The sequence below is a fragment of the Pseudomonas sp. St386 genome, from assembly GCF_018325865.1.
Classification (GTDB): Bacteria; Pseudomonadota; Gammaproteobacteria; order Pseudomonadales; family Pseudomonadaceae; genus Aquipseudomonas; species Aquipseudomonas brassicacearum.
The window spans coordinates 2982453-3004022 of the sequence record NZ_AP021900.1 but is presented as its reverse complement, the minus strand read 5'-3'; the positions used below and the strand labels follow the sequence as shown (position 1 = coordinate 3004022).

8 protein-coding genes are annotated in these 21570 nt (G+C 64.5%); 6 read left to right on the top strand and 2 right to left on the bottom strand.

The genetic code is table 11. The features are described from left to right. Positions 1-152 precede the first annotated feature (152 nt). Positions 153-1574, bottom strand: a complete 1422-nt coding sequence (locus KI235_RS13115; RefSeq protein ID WP_212795789.1) for a diaminobutyrate--2-oxoglutarate transaminase — start codon at positions 1572-1574, stop codon at positions 153-155. A 108-nt stretch (positions 1575-1682) separates the two neighbouring features. After that, entirely contained in the window at positions 1683-3746 is a 2064-nt protein-coding gene (locus KI235_RS13110; protein WP_013693074.1) for a TonB-dependent receptor, read from the bottom strand. 248 nt (positions 3747-3994) lie between these two features. Between KI235_RS13110 and KI235_RS13105 the strand changes: the two genes are divergently transcribed. From KI235_RS13105 to KI235_RS30405, 6 genes are all read left to right on the top strand, one after another. After that, entirely contained in the window at positions 3995-4972 is a 978-nt protein-coding gene (locus tag KI235_RS13105; protein WP_013693073.1) for a TauD/TfdA family dioxygenase, read from the top strand. 7 nt (positions 4973-4979) lie between these two features. Further along, entirely contained in the window at positions 4980-8408 is a 3429-nt protein-coding gene (locus KI235_RS13100; RefSeq protein ID WP_212795788.1) for a condensation domain-containing protein, read from the top strand. A gap of 17 nt (positions 8409-8425) precedes the next feature. Then, entirely contained in the window at positions 8426-9472 is a 1047-nt protein-coding gene (locus tag KI235_RS13095; protein WP_003200902.1) for a TauD/TfdA family dioxygenase, read from the top strand. 111 nt (positions 9473-9583) lie between these two features. Further along, positions 9584-12646 carry an amino acid adenylation domain-containing protein gene (locus KI235_RS13090; protein ID WP_212795787.1) on the top strand — a complete coding sequence of 1021 codons (3063 nt, stop codon included), beginning with the start codon at positions 9584-9586 and terminating at the stop codon, positions 12644-12646. A gap of 58 nt (positions 12647-12704) precedes the next feature. After that, positions 12705-18392 (top strand): non-ribosomal peptide synthetase, encoded by a 5688-nt coding sequence (locus tag KI235_RS30410; protein WP_244864304.1) that lies wholly within the window; start codon positions 12705-12707, stop codon positions 18390-18392. Further along, positions 18389-21556: an amino acid adenylation domain-containing protein gene (locus tag KI235_RS30405; RefSeq protein ID WP_244864303.1), complete on the top strand. Its 3168-nt coding sequence runs from the start codon at positions 18389-18391 to the stop codon at positions 21554-21556. Before KI235_RS30410 ends, KI235_RS30405 begins: the two co-directional genes overlap by 4 nt. Positions 21557-21570 lie beyond the last annotated feature (14 nt).

Below are 21570 nucleotides of genomic sequence, written 5' to 3'. Positions count from 1 at the left end.
TGTGGGCAGCCGCAATCCCTTGTGGGAGCGAGCTTGCTCGCGATAGCGGTGGGTCTGCTTGTGGTGATGTTGAATGTGCCGGCGCCTTCGCGAGCAAGCTCGCTCCCACAGGGTTGGGTGTTGTATCTGGATGCGGGGTCGAACCTGGATGATCAGCCTGCGGGGCGCTCGTTGATTGTGCTCGCGGCCTGGAACAGGATTTTCGCGACGAAATCGATTTCCTGTTCGGTGATGATCAGCGGCGGCAGGAAGCGTACGGTCGCGCCGTGGCGTCCGCCCAGTTCAACGATCAAGCCGTGCTTCAGGCAAGCCTGCTGGAACGCCTTGGCCCGGGCGGTGTCCACCGGCGGATGGCCCTGTACGTCTGGGGTGCCGTGCGGGTCGACGATTTCCATGCCGAGCATCAGGCCACGCCCACGCACATCACCGATCCAGGCGAACTCGTTTTGCAGCGCCTGCAATTGTTTCTGCAGGTGGGCGCCCACCGTTTCAGCGTGCTGGACCAGGCCTTGATCACGGATAAAACGCAAGGTCGCGGTACCCGCCGCCATCGCCAGTTGATTGCCGCGGAATGTGCCGGCGTGGGCACCCGGCTGCCAGACGTCCAGCGACTCGTGGTAGACCATCACCGACAGCGGCAACCCGCCGCCGATGGCTTTGGACAGGGTGATGACATCCGGCGTGATGCCCGATTGCTCGAAGCCGAACATCCGTCCACTGCGGGCAATGCCGCACTGGATCTCGTCGACGATCAGCGGAATGCCGTGGGCCTGGGTCAACCGGCGCAACTCCTGCAGCCAGCGGTCCGGCGCGGCGATCACCCCACCCTCGCCCTGGATCGGCTCCAGGATCATTGCCGCCGGTGCTGTCACCCCGCTTTCCGGGTCGTTGAGCAAGTGTTCCAGGTATCGAACGTTCAACGTGACCGCCTGATCGCCGGCCACCCCGAACGGGCAACGATAGTCGTGGGGGAACGGCAGGCGCTGCACGCCGGGCATCAACGCGCCGAGGGCATTCTTTGGCGACAGGTTGCCGCTGATAGCCAGCGTGCCCAGGGTCATCCCGTGATAGGCCCCTTCGAACGCCAGGACCGAATGCCGTCCGGTCGCGGTACGGGTCAGCTTGAGCGCGGCCTCGACCGCATCGGCCCCACTCGGGCCGCAGAACTGGATGCGTGCATGGCGAGCGAACTCGCTGGGCAGGCAAGCGAAAATCTCTTGGACGAATGCGTCCTTCACGGGCGTCATGAGGTCCAGGGTATGCATCGGCACACCGGCCGCCATGACCTGGGTGATGGCTTCGATGATCACCGGGTGGTTGTGGCCCAGCGCGAGGGTCCCGGCACCGGCCAGGCAATCGACGAACACTTGCCCTCGGCTGTCCTGCACATAAATGCCATGGGCCCTTTCAAGCACCAGGGGAATGCGTCGCGGGTAACTGCGGGCGTTGGATTCCTGCTGTTGCTGACGTTCCAGCAGTGGTGTCGAATCGAGGCAGTAAGGATTCGACAGACCGGTGTGCAACAGGCGTAGCTGTTGCGCGCCACCCGCTGTGACATTCGAAAAAGCACTCATGATTTCCTCCATGGAGGCTGGGTTTGGAAGGGAACAAACAGCCTGGAAACAAACATCCGAAACGTTGCAGGACAGACGCGAGGAGATTGCCTCCCCGCGCCCGTGGGTTTACATGTCGTAGCGCAGGATCATCCCCACCGTGCGCGGTGCGCCGACGTCGATGATGTCGTCGTCGCGATTGTTGGTGACGTACTCCTTGTCGAACGCATTCTTCACGTAGGCGGACACTGCGACGTTCTTGGTGACTTTGTACTCGGTGTTGAAATTCACCAGCACATAGGCATCGCTCTTACGCTCACCAGTGACTTTACCGTTTGAATCGAACTCGTACTCCGAAGGCGCGGTGCTCTGATAGACAATGTCCGTACCGAATATCAGGCGATCGTCGAAACGATAGACACCACCCACCGAGGCCTTGTATTTAGGCGAGTAGAGGAACGCCTCACCGCTCCTGTCCTGACCATTGTCAGCGACGAAGTCCTTGTATTTGCTATCGGTAATGGCGCCGCCGACGTTCAGGGTCAGTTGCTCGGTGATGTCTTTTTCGACGAAGACTTCCAGGCCCTTGATCTCACTGCGACCAGCGTTGTAGATATCAATGACGGTGCTACCGGGCTGCCGCACGCTGACCTGCTGATCTTTCCAGTCGGTGTAGTACAGGTTGGCGCGGGTACGCAGGGTCTTGTCGAAGAACGAACCGCGATAGGACAGCTCGTAGTTGGTGGTGTATTCCGGATCGTAGGCTTGGTGACCGCTACCGGAACGCAGGTTGACACCGCCACCGCGATAGCCCTTCTGCACCGTGAAACCGAGGTACTGGTCCGTTGCCAGTTCGTAGTCGATGCCAAGTTTCGGCAGCACGGCATCAAACGACTTCTTGATTTTCTCGGGCACGAAGCGGCCATCTGCTTCGATGTCGGTATCGTTCGTTTCGTGGTCGTAACGCAGGCCGGTGATCAAGGTCCAGCGCGGGGCGAACGTCCAGTTGACTTCACCGAACACCGCCTTGTTTTCAATCTTGGTATCACCTTTGACGGTACGAACCAGCACATCATCGAACAACAACCGGTCGTGGAAGTTGTTGGTGTTGTGACCATAGTAGGCACCGACGAAACTCTTCACCGTGTCCGAGTCGTAATTCAGGCGCAGTTCCTGACTGAACAGGTTGCCGTCCTGCTTACGCAGAACGACCTCGTTGTCCACGGCATTCTGGTCAAAGTCCAGACGGTTGCTGTAGTCCGTATTGGTATTGGCGGTCATGCTCGTCAGCGACCAGGCATCGTTCAGACGATAATCCACCTTGGCGCTGAGGGTGTCTTGCTTGAGGTTGTCGAAGGCCTCGGTATTGGACGCGATGTCGTAATAGCTCGGTTTGCCATCGGCGCCGCGCATCGTCGAGCGGTCACCCTGGCGATGTTCGTTATGGGCATAAGTCAGCAAGACGTCAGTGTCGTCATTGGGCAGGATCAGCAATTTACCGCGGGCGTTGCTGGTGCGATGCGGGTTGGCGTCTTTATCGAGCGTGGTGTTGCGGATGTAGCCGTCACCGTCGGAATAATCCACGGCGATACGCCCGGCGATCTTGTCATCGACGATGGCCCCGCCGCCCGCCACGGCCGCACCGTGCTCACCGTAGTTGCCCACGCTGGTCTGCGCCGAGAAGCTCGGTTCGAAGGTTGGGTTCTTGGTTCGGATAACCACCGCACCGGCCAGGGAGTTACGGCCCTGGGTGGTGGATTGCGGCCCGAGAAAAACCTCGACCTGCTCGGCATCCCAGAGCGGGACCGGGCTGAGGGTCAGCGCGCGGTTGGGCTGCACGGCACCGTCGACATACACCGATACTGCCCCGTTGAGGGCCGCCGGGCCCTGGTCGTCAAAACCGGACACCGGCACGCCACGGATACCCCAGTTCTCATTGCCGGCCTGGCTATAGACGCCGGGCGTGCGGGCAAATACATCCACCAGGTCCTTGTCGCCGTGTTCACGCAGGTTCTTGTCGGTGACGACCACGACGCTGGACTGGGTCTTATCGAGGGGGCGGTCGATTTTTTCACCCGTCACGGTGATCGGAGCGATCTCCATCTTGCCGGCTTCTTCGGCCGCCCATGCGCCGTTGCTCAGGCCGATGGCCGACCCTACAGCCAACGCAATTGTGTTCTTTTTGAAATTCACGCCCCGCTCCCCTGCGACAGATATTTTTAGGTTTTTTGAGCTGGCCGAAGGCTGTTTGGCGCCAGCGGAGCGGAGTCTAATCCAAAAAAAAAATTAAATAAATAGTATTGATAATCCATCTCATTTGTACCTAGTATGTCGTCTTGTATCGCCTTACATACATTACAGACGAGTCCTACATCGCTGACCGCTGCCCTGCTTTCGAGGTCTTGTGACTGGTCGAAGACGCTATAAGAGGATGCACAAGGATGACCTCAATCGAACACCTGAACGGGCGTTCCGAGCTTTTTTCAATGGCGCCCACGGATGCAAGCGCCCAATCGCTCCCCGTGCTGGTGCAGGGGACATCGGGGCAGTCGATCCACGATCTGGACACCTCGATCCGCGACAGCCTGGCCCATGTCCTGAGCACCGTTGGCGGCGTGTTGTTTCGCGGTTTCACCGTCGCCACGCCCATTGATTTCAAGCGCTTCGCTGCCAGCTTTGGTGCACCGCTGGCCAGTTACGAGTTCGGCTCCACACCGCGCAGCAAAGTCTTCGCCGGGGTCTATAGCTCCACCGAGTATCCGGCCCATCAATTCATCCCGCTGCACAACGAACAGGCCTACACCCGCCCCTGGCCTTCGCGCATCTGGTTCCACTGCATCAAGGCCAGTGAAACCGGCGGCGAGACCCCGATTGCCGACAGCCGCCTGATCTACCAGCGCATGCCTGCCGAGATTCGCGAGCTGTTCGCCAGCCGCGAGTTGCTCTACGTGCGCAACTACAGCGGCGCCCTGGACCTGCCCTGGGAAAAAGTCTTCAACACCCAGGACCGCGCCCAGGTCGAACGCTACTGCCAGGACAACGACATCGAGTGGGAATGGAAAGCCGATGGCGACCTGCGCACCCGCCAGCGTTGCGCCGCTGTGCAGCAGCATCCCGATACCGGTGAGTGGGTCTGGTTCAACCAGGCGCACCTGTTCCATGTCTCGGCCATCGAACCGAGCGTACGCGCCAGCCTGCTGGCGGCAGTGGGTGAAGAGAACCTGCCGCGCCATGTCTATTTCGGCGACGGCTCGCCGATTGCCGACGACATGCTCGACACCGTGCGCGAGGTCTACCGCGAGACTGCCATCAGTTTCCCCTGGCAGCCCGGCGATATCCTGATGCTCGATAACCGACTGGTCGCACACGGTCGCAATCCTTTCACCGGTGACCGCAAAGTCATCGTGGCCATGGCGTGAATTGCACATGTTTTCATTCGAACACTGGATCGACGTGCTGGAAGCCAACGCCCAGCACTTCCCTCATCGTGCGGCCCTGCATTTTCTGCCGGACGGCGTAGAGATCGGCGAAACCCTGACCTTTGCCCAGCTGCACGAGCAATCCCAATCCCTGGCGGCCGCGCTGCAAGCACGTTATGCACCGGGTGATCGGGTGCTGTTGATGTTGCCCAGCAGCCTCGACTACGCCCGCACTTTCTGTGCCTGCCTGTATGCGGGGCTGATTGCCGTGCCGTTGTTTCCACCGCCGTCGCGCAAGCCGCGCCACCTCGATCGCGTCCGCAACGTGGTGGTGGATGCCGAACCGGGGCTGATTCTTGCACCGGCAGATTATTGCGAAGGCTTGCTGGAACTGGTGGAAGGACGCGTCGATGTGCTGACCGTCCAGGACCTGGGCACGCCACCGGCCAGCCAGTGGCAACGCCCGGTCATCGACGGTTCTACCGTGGCCTTCCTGCAATACACCTCCGGCTCTACCGGTTCGCCAAAAGGTGTCGAGGTGCGTCAACGCAACCTGATCGCCAACGTCGAACTGATGCGCCAGGCGTACGCTTTCGACGAGCACGGCGCCATGGTCAACTGGCTGCCGTTGTACCACGACATGGGCCTGATCGGCGGCATGCTGGCCCCGCTCTACAGCGGCATGCCCTGCTACCTGATGGCGTCCCAGACGTTCGTCAATGCGCCGTCGACCTGGTTGCAGGCGTTGAGCCGCTACCGCGCCACCGCCAGTTTCGCCCCCAACTTCGCCTATGCCCTGTGCAACCGCGTGGTCAGCGACAACCTGATCGCGCAGCTTGACCTGAGTGCCTGGAAACACGCGATCAACGGCGCCGAACCGATCCACCCTGGCACCCTGGAGGCCTTCGCCCAACGCTTTGCCGCGTGTGGCCTGAACCCGTTGGCCATCAGCCCCGGGTATGGCCAGGCCGAAGCGACCCTGTGCGTCAGCGCCACGCCGGCCGATGCGCTGCCAGTGGTGCTGCGCCTGGACAAGACCGTGCTGGAGACCGGTCGTGTGGCCCTGGCGACGGCCGATGCCGCCGCCGTGGAGTTCGTCGCCTGTGGTTACCCGCAAGCCTTGCACGGCATCGCCATCGTCGACCCGCACACCTTCGAACGCTGCGCCGCCGACCGCATCGGCGAAGTCTGGCTCAAGGGCCCGAGCAACGCCGAGTCCTATTGGAAGAACCCCGAGGCCACTCGCGAAGCCTTTGAAGCACGGATTGCCGGCTCATCGGAGCATTACCTGCGCTCCGGCGACCTGGGCTTCATGCATGAAGGCCAGGTGGTGATCTGCGGACGGCTCAAGGACCTGCTGATTCTCAACGGACGCAACCTCTATCCCCACGACATCGAATTCGCCATTACCGACGCCGAGCCGGGCATCCGCACTGGACGCATCGCCGCCTTCTCGGAAATGGACCCGGCCCTGGGCCGCGAGAAACTGGTGATCGTCGCCGAGCCGCAGCGCAAGTTCGTCGACCCGGCGCATCATCCGGCGCTGTTCGCGTCGATGCAAAACGCCGTGCGCGAAGCCGCCGACTGTGGCATCGACCAGATTGTGCTGGTGCAAGCCGGCACCATCCCGATGACCACCAGCGGCAAGATCGCCCGTCAAGGCGCACGCAAGCAGCTGGCCGCCGGCACATTGAGCATCATCGCCCAGAGCGGTGGGCAGCATGCCTCGCACGGCGAGACCCTTGACCTTGCCCAGTTCAAGCGCCTGGTGGCCGAGACGCCGCAACAGGCCCAGGTCGCCTGCCGCCAATGGCTGGAACAGACGCTGCACGCGGTCAACCCGTATCTGTCCGCCCATTTCGAACGCAGCCTGATCGGCCAGGGCCTGGACTCCATCGGCGTGGCCGACTTCGCTGCGCGCCTGCACCGGGACCTGGGCTGGAATCTCGAGACCCAGGACTTGTTCGGGGAAATCACCCTGGAACAATGGGCGCTGGCCCTGCAAGGTTTCCTGAATGAACCGGCGCCCACGGCCGAAGCCTCGACCGAGCAAGCCAACCTCAACCAGGGCCATCAGTCGTTCGCCCAGCGTCGCCTGTGGTTCCTGCGCCAACTGAACCCGGACGACACCCGCCACAACCTGGTGCTGCATCTGCGCCTGCAAGGGCCGTTGGACATCGAGGCCCTGGCCCTGCGCTTGAACACGCTGGTCGAGCGGCATGGCGTGTTGCGCACGGTGTACCGCGACGGTGTCGATGGCCCGCAACAACAGGTGTTGCCGGCCACGGCGGTAGCGCTGATCCATCATGATTTGCGCGAGCAGAATGAAGCGCAGCAACAGCAGGCGCTGAGCGAGCACCTGGCCCACGAACACACCAACCCTGTCGATTTGCAAGCCGGCCCGCTGCTGCGAGCGCAGTTGCTTAGCCGACATGGCCAACAGCATGACCTGCTGCTGACCCTGCACCACATCGCCTTCGACGGGCGTTCGGCACAAGTGCTGCTGGCGGAGCTGGCTGGTTCGACGGACGTAGGGCTGCCGGGGCAATACCTCGATTTCGCCCAATGGGAAGCCCGGTACTGGAGCGAACAGCAGATCGCCACCGAGCAGGACTTCTGGCGCACACACCTGGCCGGCATGCCGCAAACATTGGAACTCGGTGGCAGCGGCCAGGCCCCGGGCGAACACAGCCTGGACTTCAGCGTGCCCCAGGCCCGCTGCGAACGGCTGGCAGCACTGGCCCGCGAGCAAGGCATGACCTTGTTCATGCTGTTGCTGGCCAGCTACCAACTGGTGCTCAAGCAACTGGGCGGCCAGCAGCAATTCCTGCTGGGCACCGACGTCAATGGCCGGCCACTGGCCGAGCACAGCGACGTCATCGGCTTCTTCGTCAACCAGTTGACCCTGCGTTGCGACTTGCGTGGCGAACCGACCCTGGCCGGTTTCCTTGAGCGGGTTCGCGATGAAGCGCGCCTGGCCTATGCCCATCAAGGCCTGCCTTTCGACCTGGTGGTCTCGGCCCTCGCGCCGCAACGCCGCCCCGGTCACTCGCCGCTGTTCCAGGTCAAGCTCAACTATCAACCGTCACGGGTGACCCCGACCGCCATCGCCGGCGCGCAGCTGTCCGCGCTGGACGTGGCCCAGGCACCGGGAGATTTCCACCTGGTGCTCGACCTCGTGCACGGCAGCGAAGGCCTCGCCGCGACCCTCAAGTATCGCGGCGAATACTTCGACCAGCAGCGTGCCCTGCGCCTGCAACACCTGTGGACGGGCCTGCTGGAACAGCTACACACCCTGTTGGACGAGCCGCTGCCGGCATTGGCCGAGCGCATCGATAACTGGGACCAGGCCTTTGCCCGTGAGCGACAACAGTCACAGGCGCTGGCCGGTCGCAGCCAGATGATGCAAGCCAAACGTCGCTCCTTGTCCCTTTAACCGAGTCGGATGCCGTTATGTCTATCGTGCCCCCATCGCCACGCGCCCTCGGCGCCGTGCGTCGCAAAGCCATGAACGTCTCGGAACAACAGTTGGTCACCGAGCGCCTGCTCAGCCCGGACCACGTCCTGCCCCTGGTGATCGAGCCGGCGGTCAGCGGCGTCGACCTGATCGCCTGGGCCACCCGGGAACGCGAGTCGCTGGAAAAGAAACTGCTGGAGTACGGCGCCCTGCTGTTTCGCGGCTTCAACGTCGCGTCCGTCGAGCAGTTCGACCAAGTGATCGCCGCCCTTTCCCCCGGCGCTCTGGAATACATGTTCCGCGCCTCGCCCCGGACACGGGTCGGCGGCAACATCTACACCTCGACCGACTACCCGGCCGACCAGATGATTTTCCCCCACAACGAGCACTCCTACTCGCCGCGCTTTCCACTGCGGCTGTTCTTCTACTGCCAACTGCCGTCCGAGACCGGTGGTGAAACACCGATTGGCTCGACCCGCGCCGTGAAGGCCGGGATCAGCCCGCAGATCGAAGCGCGATTCCGGGAAAAAGGCGTGCTGTACGTGCGCAACTACGGCGACGGTTTCGGCCTGCCATGGCAGACCGTGTTCCAGTCCGAAGACCGCCGCGAAGTGGAGGCCTACTGCGCCAGCGTCGGCATCGAAGTGGAATGGAAAGACAACAATCGCCTGCGCACCCGCCAACGCGGGCCGGCCGTGGTGCGCCACCCGCGCACCGGCGAAGAGGTCTGGTTCAATCACGCCACGTTCTTCCACATCAGCACCCTGCCTGAGCGAATCCGCGATTCGCTGCAAAGCAACTTCAACGACCTCGACCTGCCCACCAACACCTTTTATGGCGATGGCGAACCGATCGAGCCACACGTACTGCAATCGCTGCGTGCGGCCTACCTCGATTCGCTGGTGCGATTCAGTTGGCAACAGGGGGACGTGTTGTTCATCGACAACATGCTCGCCGTGCACGGTCGCGAACCCTTTACCGGCAAGCGCGCAATCATGACCGGCATGGCTGAAGCCCTGCTGTCGAGCGACGTTGCCGTCTGACATTCAACGGGTCCACCCGCCGTTCGCAGGAGGCTTGCCTGACACGTGTCCAGCAAGCCCCGACGTCTGTGCGGTGATCCAGGCTCAAGCCCTTTTCCAGTCGAGATGAACATGAGCGGACTTCAAGGTTTTCGTATTTCGCCGCAACAGGCATCGGTTTACCCCCACATCAACGGCGCGGCGGAGCACCCGTTCAGCTGCCATCTGCAATGGTCGCTGTCACAGCCGCTGGACGTCGCTGCACTGGACAACCGCTTGCAAGCCCTGGTGGCCGGCAGTGAAATCCTGCGCACGCGCCTGATGCCCGTGCCCGGCCTGCGCCACCCGGTGCAGGTGATCGACGAAGCCGGCTCGCTGGCGGTGAACCTCCAGGACTTGCGCCAGCACAGCCGCGTCGACCAGGACGCCGCGTTGGCCCGGCTCGCCACCCAGCCCCGCGACTGGGCAACCCCACTGTGCGTGACCCTGGTGCGCCTGTCCGATGAACAAGCGGTCCTGGACCTGGCGGCGGCCAGCAGCCACTTCGACCTCGCCAGCCTGAAATGGCTGGCCGGCGCACTGCTGCAAGACAACCCCACGGACCTGTCCGACACCTTGCAGTACGCCGACTACGCCGAATGGCGCTGGAGCCTGGTTGAAGACGCGCCGGACCATCCGGGCGTGAGCTTCTGGAAACCCTCGGGCGAAACCGAACAGGCCGCCTTGCAGCTGCCGCTCGAAGTGGCCCTCGATGGCGGGTTCGCGCCGACCCGGCTGGACCTGACTCTGCCGAGCGACCTCGCCCGTCACTCGGCCCTGACCCCGGACCTGCTGCTGGCGGCATGGGCAGCGGTGCTGGGACGATTGGCCGGCCAGCAACAGGTGCCGCTCACCCTGATCCATGAAAGTCGCGGCGCGGAGCTGGAAAACACCCTGGGCCTGTTCGAGCAGTGCCTGCCCGTGAGCATCGAACTGGATGCCCAGGCGACCCTGCTGGAACAAAGCACACAAGTGGCCGCCACCCTGGGACGGGCAGTCGGCTGGCAAGACTATTACACCGGCCACCTCAACGCCGGCTATGCCTTTGCCTGGCGTTCGGGCGATGCCCGGGAGCGTCATGCCGGCGCGGTGATGAACCCGCTGAAGGCCTGCCTGAACGTACGCCAGTTGCCCGCCAGCCTGCACGCGCAACTGGTCTACGACCGCCATGCCCTCAGCGCCGAAGCCGCGGGTTGCCTCGCCGAGCAATGGCTGCAACTGCTGCAAGGCGCCCTGGCTGAACCGCAACGGGCCTGGGCCCAACTGCCCCTGGGTGGAACGCTGCAATCGCAGTTGATCGGCACCCGCACGAGCGTGCCGGCCATCGAACCGGTGACGCTGGTAGAATTGATTGCCCGTCAGGTTCGCCAACAGCCAGACGCCATTGCCCTCAGCGACCAGAACGGTGACCTGAGCTACAGCCACCTCGACGCCTGCGCCACGCAACTGGCCCATCGACTGGTCGCGGCCGGAATCGGTCCTGGCGTGCCCGTCGGCATCCTGTTCGCCCGCAGCAACGCGGCCATTGTCGCCATGCTCGCCGTGTTGAAAGCCGGTGGCGCCTACGTGCCGATCGACCCGACCTACCCGGCCGACCGCCGCGCCTACATGCTCGCCGACAGCGCCATTGCCCACATCGTGGTCAGCAGCGAACTGGCCGACAGCGTGCCGGCCACCCTGCAACGCTTCGTGCTGGATGACCTGGCAGCGCCGGACCTCGGCGATTGGCCGGCGCTGCCGTTGCCGGACGCGATCGACCTCGCCTACTTGATCTACACCTCGGGCTCTACCGGTGCGCCGAAGGCCGTGGAAATCAGCCACGGCGCACTGAGCTTCTCGACCCAGGTGCGCATGGCCGCCTATGAGACTCCGGTGCGCGCTTACTTGCTGCTGTCGTCGTTCGCCTTCGACAGTTCGGTCGCCGGGATTTTCTGGACCCTGGCCCAAGGCGGACGCCTGGTCTTGCCCGCCTCAGGAGAAGAGCTGGAAATGTCCCGCCTGGCGCAACTGATTACCCAGCATCAGGTCAGCCACGGTCTGTCGCTGCCGTCGCTGTACCAGGCCCTGCTCGATCAACTGCAGCGCAGCACAGGCACCGACAGCCTTGCCTGCTGGATCGTCGCCGGTGAAGCCTGCCCGCCATCGCTGATCGCGCAACACAGCAAGACCCTGCCCCACGCCCGGCTGGTGAACGAATACGGTCCCACCGAAGCCACCGTCTGGGCCACCTATGAGGTGTTGGAGCCAAACCGCAACGTCAGCATTGGCCGCCCCATCGCCGGCATGGACCTGCGCCTGCTGAACGAGTTCGACACTGCCTGCGGCATTGGCGAGCCAGGGGAAATCGTCCTCGCCGGCCCGACCCTGGCCCGCGGCTATCGCCACAAACCCGAAGAAACCGCCAAGGCCTTCGTCACCCTGGCCGACGGCACTCGCGCCTACCGTACGGGCGACCTGGCGTGCTGGTTGGCCGACGGGCGCCTGGCGTTCCTGGGGCGCAAGGACCATCAGGTCAAGGTGCGCGGCTACCGCATCGAGCTGGGTGAAATCGAACGCCAGTTGTGCAGCCACAGCGACGTGCGCGAAGCCGCGGTGATCGTCCAGGAACACGCCGCCGGCAAGCGCCTGCTGGCCTACATCCTGGCCGCTCACGGCTACGCACCGGACTCCGAGGCGATCAAGCGTTTCCTCGGCGAGCGCCTGCCGTCGTACATGGTGCCGGCCCTGGTGCTGACCCTGGCAAGCTTTCCGCGCACGCCCAACGGCAAGCTCGACACCCGCCAATTGCCCGACCCCGACTCGTTCGACGAAAGCGCCCACGTGGCGCCGCGCAACGCCATGGAAACCGCCCTGCAAGCCATCGTCGCCAAGGTCTTGAAGCTCTCGACGGTGAGTGTCACCGACAACTTTTTCGCCATCGGCGGCGACTCGATCCTGAGCCTGCAAGTGGTGGCCCAGGCCCACGAGCAAGGCATCGCGCTTTCGGCCAAGCAAGTCTTCGAACGCCAGACCATCGCGGCCATGGCCGAGGTCGCGCAACCGCTGGCACCGAGCGCCGCCGAGCCGCAAGCCGACAGCACCGAGTTCAGCGCCTCGGGCCTGTCCGATGACGAAATGCAAGCGCTGATGGCCGAACTGGACGAGGCCGACCTGTGAGCGGCTCGTCCCGTCGCCCCGCCATCACCGTTGCCCCTTTTTACGCAGGACGCTTTCAATGACCACCGAAAAAACCACCGGTAACCCGATCGAAGACATTTACCCGCTGTCGCCGCTGCAACAAGGGATGCTGTTCCACTCCCTGCTGCACGAAGACTCCGGTGTGTACCTGATGCAGGATCGCTACCGCATCGGCGGGGCTATCGATGAAGGGGCGTTCCTCGAATCGTGGCGCCAGGTGGTGGCGCTGCACCCTTCCCTGCGCGCCAGTTTCCAATGGAAAAGCCAGAAGCAACCGGTGCAGGTGATCCATCGCCAGGTCAAGGTACCGCTGGACACCCTCGACCTGCGCGGGCTCGCCCCCCATGAGCAGGAAGCGCGAATCCGCACGTTGCTGGAAGACGAGCAGAAAGTCGGCTTCAACCTGTCGAAGCCACCGCTGATTCGCTTCCGGCTGGTACGCCTGGGCGATGAGTCCTACGAGTTCATTCGCAGCTTCCACCACATCCTGATGGACGCCTGGTGCATTTCCCTGGTGACCGTGGACTTCCTCAAAGTCTACGAAGCGCTGTGCAACGACCGCACGCCGGAGCTGAAAAGCCCTCGGCCGTTTCGCGATTACATCCAGTGGCTGCAACGCCAGGACGCGAGCGAGGCCGAGCAGTTCTGGCGCGGCCAGCTGCAAGGTCTCAATGCCCCCACGCCGCTGACCGTGGACAACGGCGTGACCCGCGACCGCTACACCGATGCGGTGCTGGTGGACGACCAACTGATTCACCTCGACGAACAGGAAACCCAGGCACTGGCGGCGTTCTGCCGCAGTCGCCGGATCACCCCGAACACGTTCTTCCAGGGCGTCTGGTCGCTGCTGCTATCACGCTACAGCGGGCAACAGGACGTGGTCTTCGGCGTCACCGTGGCCGGGCGCCCGGCCGACCTGACCGGTGTCGCGGAAATGATCGGCCTGTTCATCAACACCTTGCCGCTGCGGGTTTCGGTGGACCCGAGCGCCTCGCTCGGCAGTTGGCTGGGCGACTTGCAAAAGCTCAACGTCGACATGCGCGACTTCGAACACACGCCCTTGACCGACATCCAGGGCTGGAGCGATTTCCCCCGGGGCGAGACCCTGTTCGACAGCATCCTGGTATTTGAAAACGCACCCATCGACGAACAGATCCTCGAAGGCGGCTTCCAGTTCAGCCTCGAAGGCATGGACCACAGCGTGCACACCCACTACGGCTTGACCGTGGTGATCCTGCCGGGCGAACAGCTGGGCATCCGCGTCTCCTATGACCGCGAACGTTTCGAAGCCGCCACCGTGCAACGCCTGCTGGGCCACATCGCCAGCCTGGTGCGCAACATGCTCGCCGCACCCGAGGCGCCGTTGGCCAGCTTTGAGCTGCTGGCCGCCGACGAACGTCAGCAGTTGCTGGGCGAGTGGGCGCTCAACCCCCACGATTTTCCGCTGGAGCAAAGCTACGCCGAGCTGTTTGCCGCCCAGGTCGCTCAGCGCGGCGAACAGATCGCCGCGACCTGCGACGGGGAGTCGCTGACCTACGCCGAGCTGGACCTGCGCTCCACGCGCCTGGCCCACGCTCTGCGCGAGGCCGGCGCAGTTGAAGACCAACTGGTCGCGCTGGTGGCCCCCCGTGGCCTGGCGCTGTTGAGCATGATGCTGGCGGTGTTCAAGGCCGGTGCGGCGATGCTGCCCCTTGAGGTCAATCACCCGCCCGAGCGCCTGCGGGAAATCCTCGGGCTGTCCCGCGCCCCGCTCCTGGTCGCCAGCGAAGCCTGCAGCGGCCTGCTCGATCAACTGCTCAGCGGCCTCGACCAGGCACCCGAGGCGCTGTTCGCCGAAGCCTGCTGGACGTCCGGCAACGACGCGCCACTGCCGGTGCTCGCCAGCCCCGACAGCCTGGCCTACGTGCTGTTCACCTCGGGTTCGACCGGTACGCCCAAGGGCGTGATGATCGAACAGCGCGGCATGCTCAACAACATCTTCGGCAAAGTACCGGCCCTGGGGCTCAGCGCCGCCGACCGGATTCCCCAGACTGCCTCGGTGGCGTTCGACATTTCGGTGTGGCAGTTCCTTGCCGCACCGGTGCTCGGTGCCACCGTGCACATCCTTGCGGATGAAGTTGCCCACGACCCGCAACGCCTGTTGCAGGTGCTCGCCAGCGAGCGCCTGAACGTGCTGGAAATCGTCCCGAGCCTGATGCGCACCTTGCTCGCGCTGTGCCCGTGCGACTTGCAACTGCCGGACCTGCGCTGGGTGTTGCCTACCGGCGAAGCCCTGCCGCCGACCGTGGCCCGCGACTGGTTCGCACGGTTCCCCGACATTGCCCTGATGAACGCCTACGGGCCGGCCGAGTGCGCCGACGACGTGGCCTTCCAGCCGATCCTCAAAGCACCGGGGGCCGAGGTCAGCCACATGCCCATCGGCCAGCCGACCGCCAACAACCGCCTGTATGTGCTGGACGAATCCCTCCGCCCGGTGCCGGTGGGCGTGGCCGGGGAAATCTGTGTCGGCGGCGTCGGCGTTGGCCGCGGTTACCTGCACGACCCGCAGCGCACCGTTGAAGCCTTTATCGACCACCCTCAACTCGAAGGTCGCCTGTACCGCACCGGTGACCTGGGACGCTGGCGTGCAGACGGGGTGATCGAATACCTCGGCCGCCGCGACCAGCAGGTCAAACTGCGCGGGCACCGGATCGAACTGACGGAAATCGAACACCGTCTCGCCCAGCACCCCAACGTACGCGAAGCCGCCGTCCTGCTGCGGGAAAACACCGTCGGCGAAGCCTGGCTGGTGGCGTACTGGTCGGCCCATGACGAAACCCTGGGCAGCGACGGCCTGAGCGAACACCTGCGCACGCAACTGCCGCCGTACATGGTGCCGGCGGCGTTCGTCTGCCTGGACAAACTGCCCCTGAACAACAACGGCAAGGTCGATCGCAAGGCCCTGGCCGCCCGGGAATTGGACTGGCAGGCCGACACCCAGCAAAGCATCGCTCCGCGCAACGCGCTGGAAACCACCGTCGCGTCGATCTGGGCCGAGGTCCTGGGGCGCGACACCGTTGGCGTGGAAGACAACTTTTTTACCCTCGGCGGACACTCGCTGCTGGCAACCCAGATCGTTGCCCGCCTGCGCACCCAGTTCAAGCTCGACCTGCCGTTGCGGGTGCTGTTCGAACAGCCGACCGTGGCCTTGCTGGCCGTGGCCATCGCCGCCCGCCAGGCCCAGGCCGCCGCGCCGCAAGCCAGCGCGATCAGCGTGCCCAAGGCCCAGCCACGTCCGGCGCTGCTACCGCTGTCGTTCTCGCAACAACGCCTGTGGTTCATCGAGCAACTGACGCCGGGCACCACCCTGTTCAACATCCCGTTCGCCCTGCACCTCAAGGGTGAACTCAATGTCGAGGCGCTGCACGCCAGCCTGAACGACCTGCTGCTGCGCCACGAAATCCTGCGCACCGGCATCCACAGCACCGACGGCGTGCCGTGCCAGCGCATCAGCCCAGCGCTGGACATCGCGCTGCCCTTCGAAGACTTGTCGGGGCTGACCACCACCGCTCGCGCCGGCGCGCAGTTCAATGCCCTGCAAGACACCTTCGAGCTGCCGTTCGACCTGACCTGCCCACCGCTGCTGCGTGCGCGCTTGCTACGCCTGGCGCCGGGCGAGCACGTGCTCGGCATCGCCCTGCATCACCTGGTCTCGGACGCCTGGTCGGCCACCATCGCCCTGCGCGAACTGGCCCTGGGTTATGAAGCCCGTTGCAACGGCGCCCCTGCCAAACTGCCGGCCCTGCCGCTGCAATACGCCGACTTCGCCCTCTGGCAGCGCGAACACCTGCAAGGCGCCGAACTCAAGCGCCAACTCGACTACTGGACCACCACCCTCGACCGGCGCGACAGCGACGCCAGCCCGCTGCTGGCCTTGCCCACCGATCATCCACGGCCGTCGGTGCAAAGCTACCGCGCCGGGATCGTGCAGCGTGAACTCAGCGCCGACCTCAGCGCCCGGGTACAGGCCTTAGCCAGTCGCCTCGGCACCACGCCGTTCACCGTCCTGTTCGCCGGTTTCGCCGTGCTGATGCACCGTTTGAGCGGCGATGCCACGGTGCTGGTCGGCACCCCGGTCACCCACCGTGAACAGCCGGGCACTGAAGGCCTGCTGGGCATACTGTTGAACAACCTGGCGATCCGCGCGGACTTCGAACCGCAAGTCGGTTTCAGCGCCCTGGTCAAACAGGTGGCCGAACGTCTGCGCAGTGGCCTGCTGCACCAGGACCTGCCCTTCGAGCAACTGGTGGACAGCCTGCAACTGCCACGCAGCCTCAGCCATGCGCCGCTGTACCAGGTGATGGTCGCCCAGCAACTGGCCATGGAGTCGCGGTTGCGCTTCCCCGGGCTGGAATTCGAAGCGCTGGACACGCCGCTGCGACATTCCGAATGCGACTTGGACCTGCACGTGCTGTGCCCGGCCAATGCGCCGATCCAGCTGGAGTTGATGTTCGCCCTCGATCTGTTCGTCGCCGACAGCGCCCGCCAGACCCTGGCGCGCCTGGAACATCTGCTCGAACACATGCTCGCCGAGCCCCAACGCCCGGTCGCCGCCTTGCCGCTGCTGATGGACGCCGAATGGCAACGCACCGTGGTCGAGTGGAACCGCACCGAGATGGCGGTGCCAACGCACCTGACCTTCGCCCAGTTGTTCGAACAACAGGCCGAACGCACCCCGGAGCGTGACGCCCTGTGCTTCGAAGGCCGCAGCCTGAGCTACGGCGAACTCAACCGGCGCGCCAACCAGGTGGCGCATTACCTGCGCAGCCGGGGCGTCGGCGCCAACAGCCCGGTGGCGCTGTGTGTCGAGCGCTCGCTGGAACTGCTGGTCGGCCTGCTGGGCATTCTCAAGTCCGGTGGCGCCTATGTGCCGCTGGACCCAACCTACCCGGTGGATCGCCTGGCGTACATGCTCGAAGACGCGCAACCGGCACTGTTGCTCGGCCAGCAAGGCCTGTTGGAACAGTTGGGCGCCGAACTGCCGCGCTTGCGCCTGGACAGCGACGCAGCCCTGTTCGCCAACCAGCCGTACAGCAACCCTGCCCCGCTCGCCGGGCCGCAAGACCTGGCCTACATCATGTACACCTCCGGTTCGACCGGTAAGCCCAAGGGCACCCTGGTGACCAACGGTTCGGTGGTCAACCTGGCCTGGGCGCGTATCCATGGCTTGTATCGCCGCTACACCGACCAGCCGATGCGTACCAGCTTCAACTACTCGTTCGCCTTCGACAGTTCGGTGGCCGAGCTGATCCTGTTGCTCGACGGCCACAGCCTGTACCTGACCCCGGAAGACGTGCGCTACGACCCTGAGGCCCTGGCTGGATTCTTCCGCGACACCCGCCTGGACGCCTTCGAATGTACCCCGGCACAGCTCAAGGCCCTGCTCGAAAGCGACGGTGTTCGGCGTGGCGAAGTGTACCTGCCGCGCTTCGTGCTGTTCGGTGGCGATGCGGTGGACGCACAACTGTGGCAACGCCTGCCGTCGATTGCCGGCAGCCGCTTCTTCAACACCTACGGCCCAACCGAATGCACGGTGGATGCCACTGGTTGCGCGGTGGATGACTTCCCGCTGCGGCCAATCATCGGCCGGCCCATCGCCAACGTGCGCACCTACGTGCTCGATGCCTTCCTCAACCCGATGCCGGTGGGCGTCCCGGGGAACTGCACATCGGCGGTGCCGGCGTGACCCTGGGCTACCTCAACCGCGCCGAGCAGACCGCGAAGGTGTTCATCGAAGACCCGTTCTCCACCGTGGCCGGGGCACGGATGTACAAGTCCGGTGACCTGGTGCGCTGGTTGCCCGACGGCCAGCTCGAATACCTGGGACGCATGGATCATCAAGTGAAGATCCGTGGTTTCCGTGTCGAGCTGGGGGAAATAGAAACCTTGATCGGTGCCCAACCGGGCGTGCGCCAGGCCGTGGTGCTGGCCCGTGAAGACGTGCCCGGCGACAAGCGCCTGGTCGCCTATGTGACGTGCGACCAGCAGGCCGACATCCATGCCTGGCGCAAAGCCATTGGCGCCGCCCTGCCCGACTACATGGTGCCCTCGGCATTCGTATTGCTCGATGAGCTGCCACTGACCGACAACGGTAAACTCAACCGCAAGGCCTTGCCGGCCCCGGACATCCAAGCCGCGCCAGACGCCCTCGATCCACCCCGCAGCGCCGCCGAACAGCAACTGGCTGCCCTGTGGGCCGAGTTGCTGAAGATGCCGTCGTCGCAGATCGGCCGTGACAGCCATTTCTTCTACCTCGGCGGCCACTCGCTGCTGGCGGCGACGTTGTTTGCCCGCCTGCGCCAACAGTTCACCAGCGTGCCGCCGTTGCGGGCGGTGTTCGAACACCCGACCCTCGACGCCTTGGCCGCGCTGCTGGGCGATCCCCTGCAAGCCCCGGCGGCGACCTTTGTCCCGGCAGCGCGTCCGGCGCGCCTGCCGCTGTCGTTCGAACAGCAACGCTTGTGGTTCCTTGAACAACTGAGCACCGGCGGTGGCGAGTACAACGTGGTCAGCGCCGTGCAACTGGACGGCGAACTCAACGTCCAGGCCCTGCACACGGCCTTGAACAGCGTGGTCCAGCGCCACGAGATCCTGCGCAGCCGCATCGTGCGCGATAGCGATGGCGAGTTGGCGCTGGTGATCGAACCCCAGGTCGATATCAGCCTGCAGGTGACGGCACTGCAAGCGACCAGCGACGAGCAATGGCAGCAACTGACCGACGCGGTGATCCACGCCGAAACCGGCCGCCGCTTCGACCTCGCCGCCGAAGTGCCGGTCCGTGCCACGCTATTGCAACGCAGCGGCGCTACCCAGTCGCTGCTGTTGCTCAACATGCACCACTGCGCCACCGACGACGCCTCCAGCCAGAACCTGCTGGATGAACTGCGACAGTGCTACACCGCCCAGTGCCAGGGCGCCCCGGCAGCACTGCCAGGGCTGGCGCTGCAATACCCCGATTACGCCCTCTGGCAGCGCGAACCCGGTCAACAGACCGCGTTCAGCAGCCAACTGGAATACTGGCGCAACCAACTGGAGGACGGCGACTACCTGCTGGACCTGCCAACCGAACAGGGCCGGCCAACCCAGCTCGCCCCGGCGGCCGGCGCGGTCCAACTGCAATTGCCGCCCGTCCTGGTGGAACGCCTGCGACAGTTCGCCCAGCACCGCGGTGCCACCCTGTACATGCTCATGCTCGGCGCCGCGCAATTGCTGTTGGGCCGCTACGCCAACCAGCGCGATGTACGGGTTGGCAGCCCGGTGGCCCAGCGTCCATTCGCCGAGCTGCAGCCGCTGATCGGCTGCTTCGTCAACACCGTGGTCATGCGTGCCGACCTCGATCCGGCGCTGGACTTCGAAGGTTTGCTCAACCAGGTGCGCAACCGTGTGCTGGATGCCCAGCAGCATCAGGACGTGCCCTTCGACCAGGTTGTCGAGCATTTGAAGCCTTCGCGCAGCCTCGGCCAGACGCCGCTGTTCCAAGTGTTGTTCGCCATGCAGAACGCCGACTCGTCGAGCCAGCCATGGCCGCAGTTGCGGGTCAGCGAACGCGCCGTGACCGCCCAGGCCACCAAGTACGACCTGAACTGGGAAGTGCATGACGGCGAGGTGCTGTCGGTGTTGCTGGAGTACCGAGCCGCGCTGTTCAGCGAAACCACGGCCCGGCTTTGGCTGGAACAATGGCAACAACTGCTGGAGGCGATGCTCGAAGCGCCACGGACCCGCCTCGGCGATTGGACACCGCTGCCGGCGGCAGAGCGTCACCGCCAACTGATCGAGTGGAACGCCACCGACCGCCACTACAGCGGCCCGACCAACCTGCACACCGCCCTGAGCCAACAAGCAGCCCTGAGCCCCAACGCACCTGCGCTGGTGTTCGAAGGCCAGCGCCTGAGTTATGCCGAGCTGGACCAGCGGGCGCAAACCGTCGCCCGCGCCCTGCGCGCAACCGGTATAGGCACCGACAGCATCGTGCCGCTGTGCATGGAGCGCTCGGTGGAGATGGTCGTGGCCTTGCTCGGCATCGTCCATGCCGGCGCCGCGTGGCTGCCGCTGGATCCGGAACTGCCTGCCGCGCGCCTGGCGTTCCTGATCGAAGACGCCAATGCCAAGGTCACCTTGACCCAAGCGCAGTGGCTGTCGCGCCTGCCGGTCGGGCATCAAGCCTGGACCCTCGACGCCCTGCCCCAGGCCTCGGCGTTCGAACCCATCAACGTCGAGGCCCACGACCTGGCCTACGTGCTCTACACCTCCGGTTCCACCGGCCAACCCAAAGGCGTGATGAACGAACACGGCGCCTTGATGAACCGTCTGTACTGGATGCAGGACGCCTTCCCGATTGGCCCGAACGACCGTGTGCTGCAGAAAACCCCGTACAGCTTCGACGTGTCGGTGTGGGAGTTCTTCTGGCCGCTGATCACCGGCGCGACCCTGGTGGTTGCCCGGCCGGACGGTCATCGCGACCCGGCCTATCTCGGCCAGTTGATCCAGCAGGAACGGGTCACGACGTTGCACTTCGTCCCGTCGATGCTGCGGGCCTTTGTCGAGGAACCGAGCCTGGTCAATTGCCAGAGCCTGCGCCAGGTGTTCGCCAGTGGCGAAGCCTTGCCGGTGGACCTGGTCCGACGCTTCATGGGCCAACACCCGGCAGCGCTGGTCAACCTGTATGGTCCGACCGAAGCGGCCATCGACGTCTCGGTCTGGCGTTGCTCGGCGGACGATGCAATCGTGCCGATCGGCAAACCCATCGCCAACCTGCGTTTGTACATCCTCGACGAAGCCCTGCAACCGTTGCCGATTGGCAGCATCGGCGAGCTGTACATCGGCGGCGTCGGTGTGGCCCGGGTTACCTGAAACGCCCGGACCTG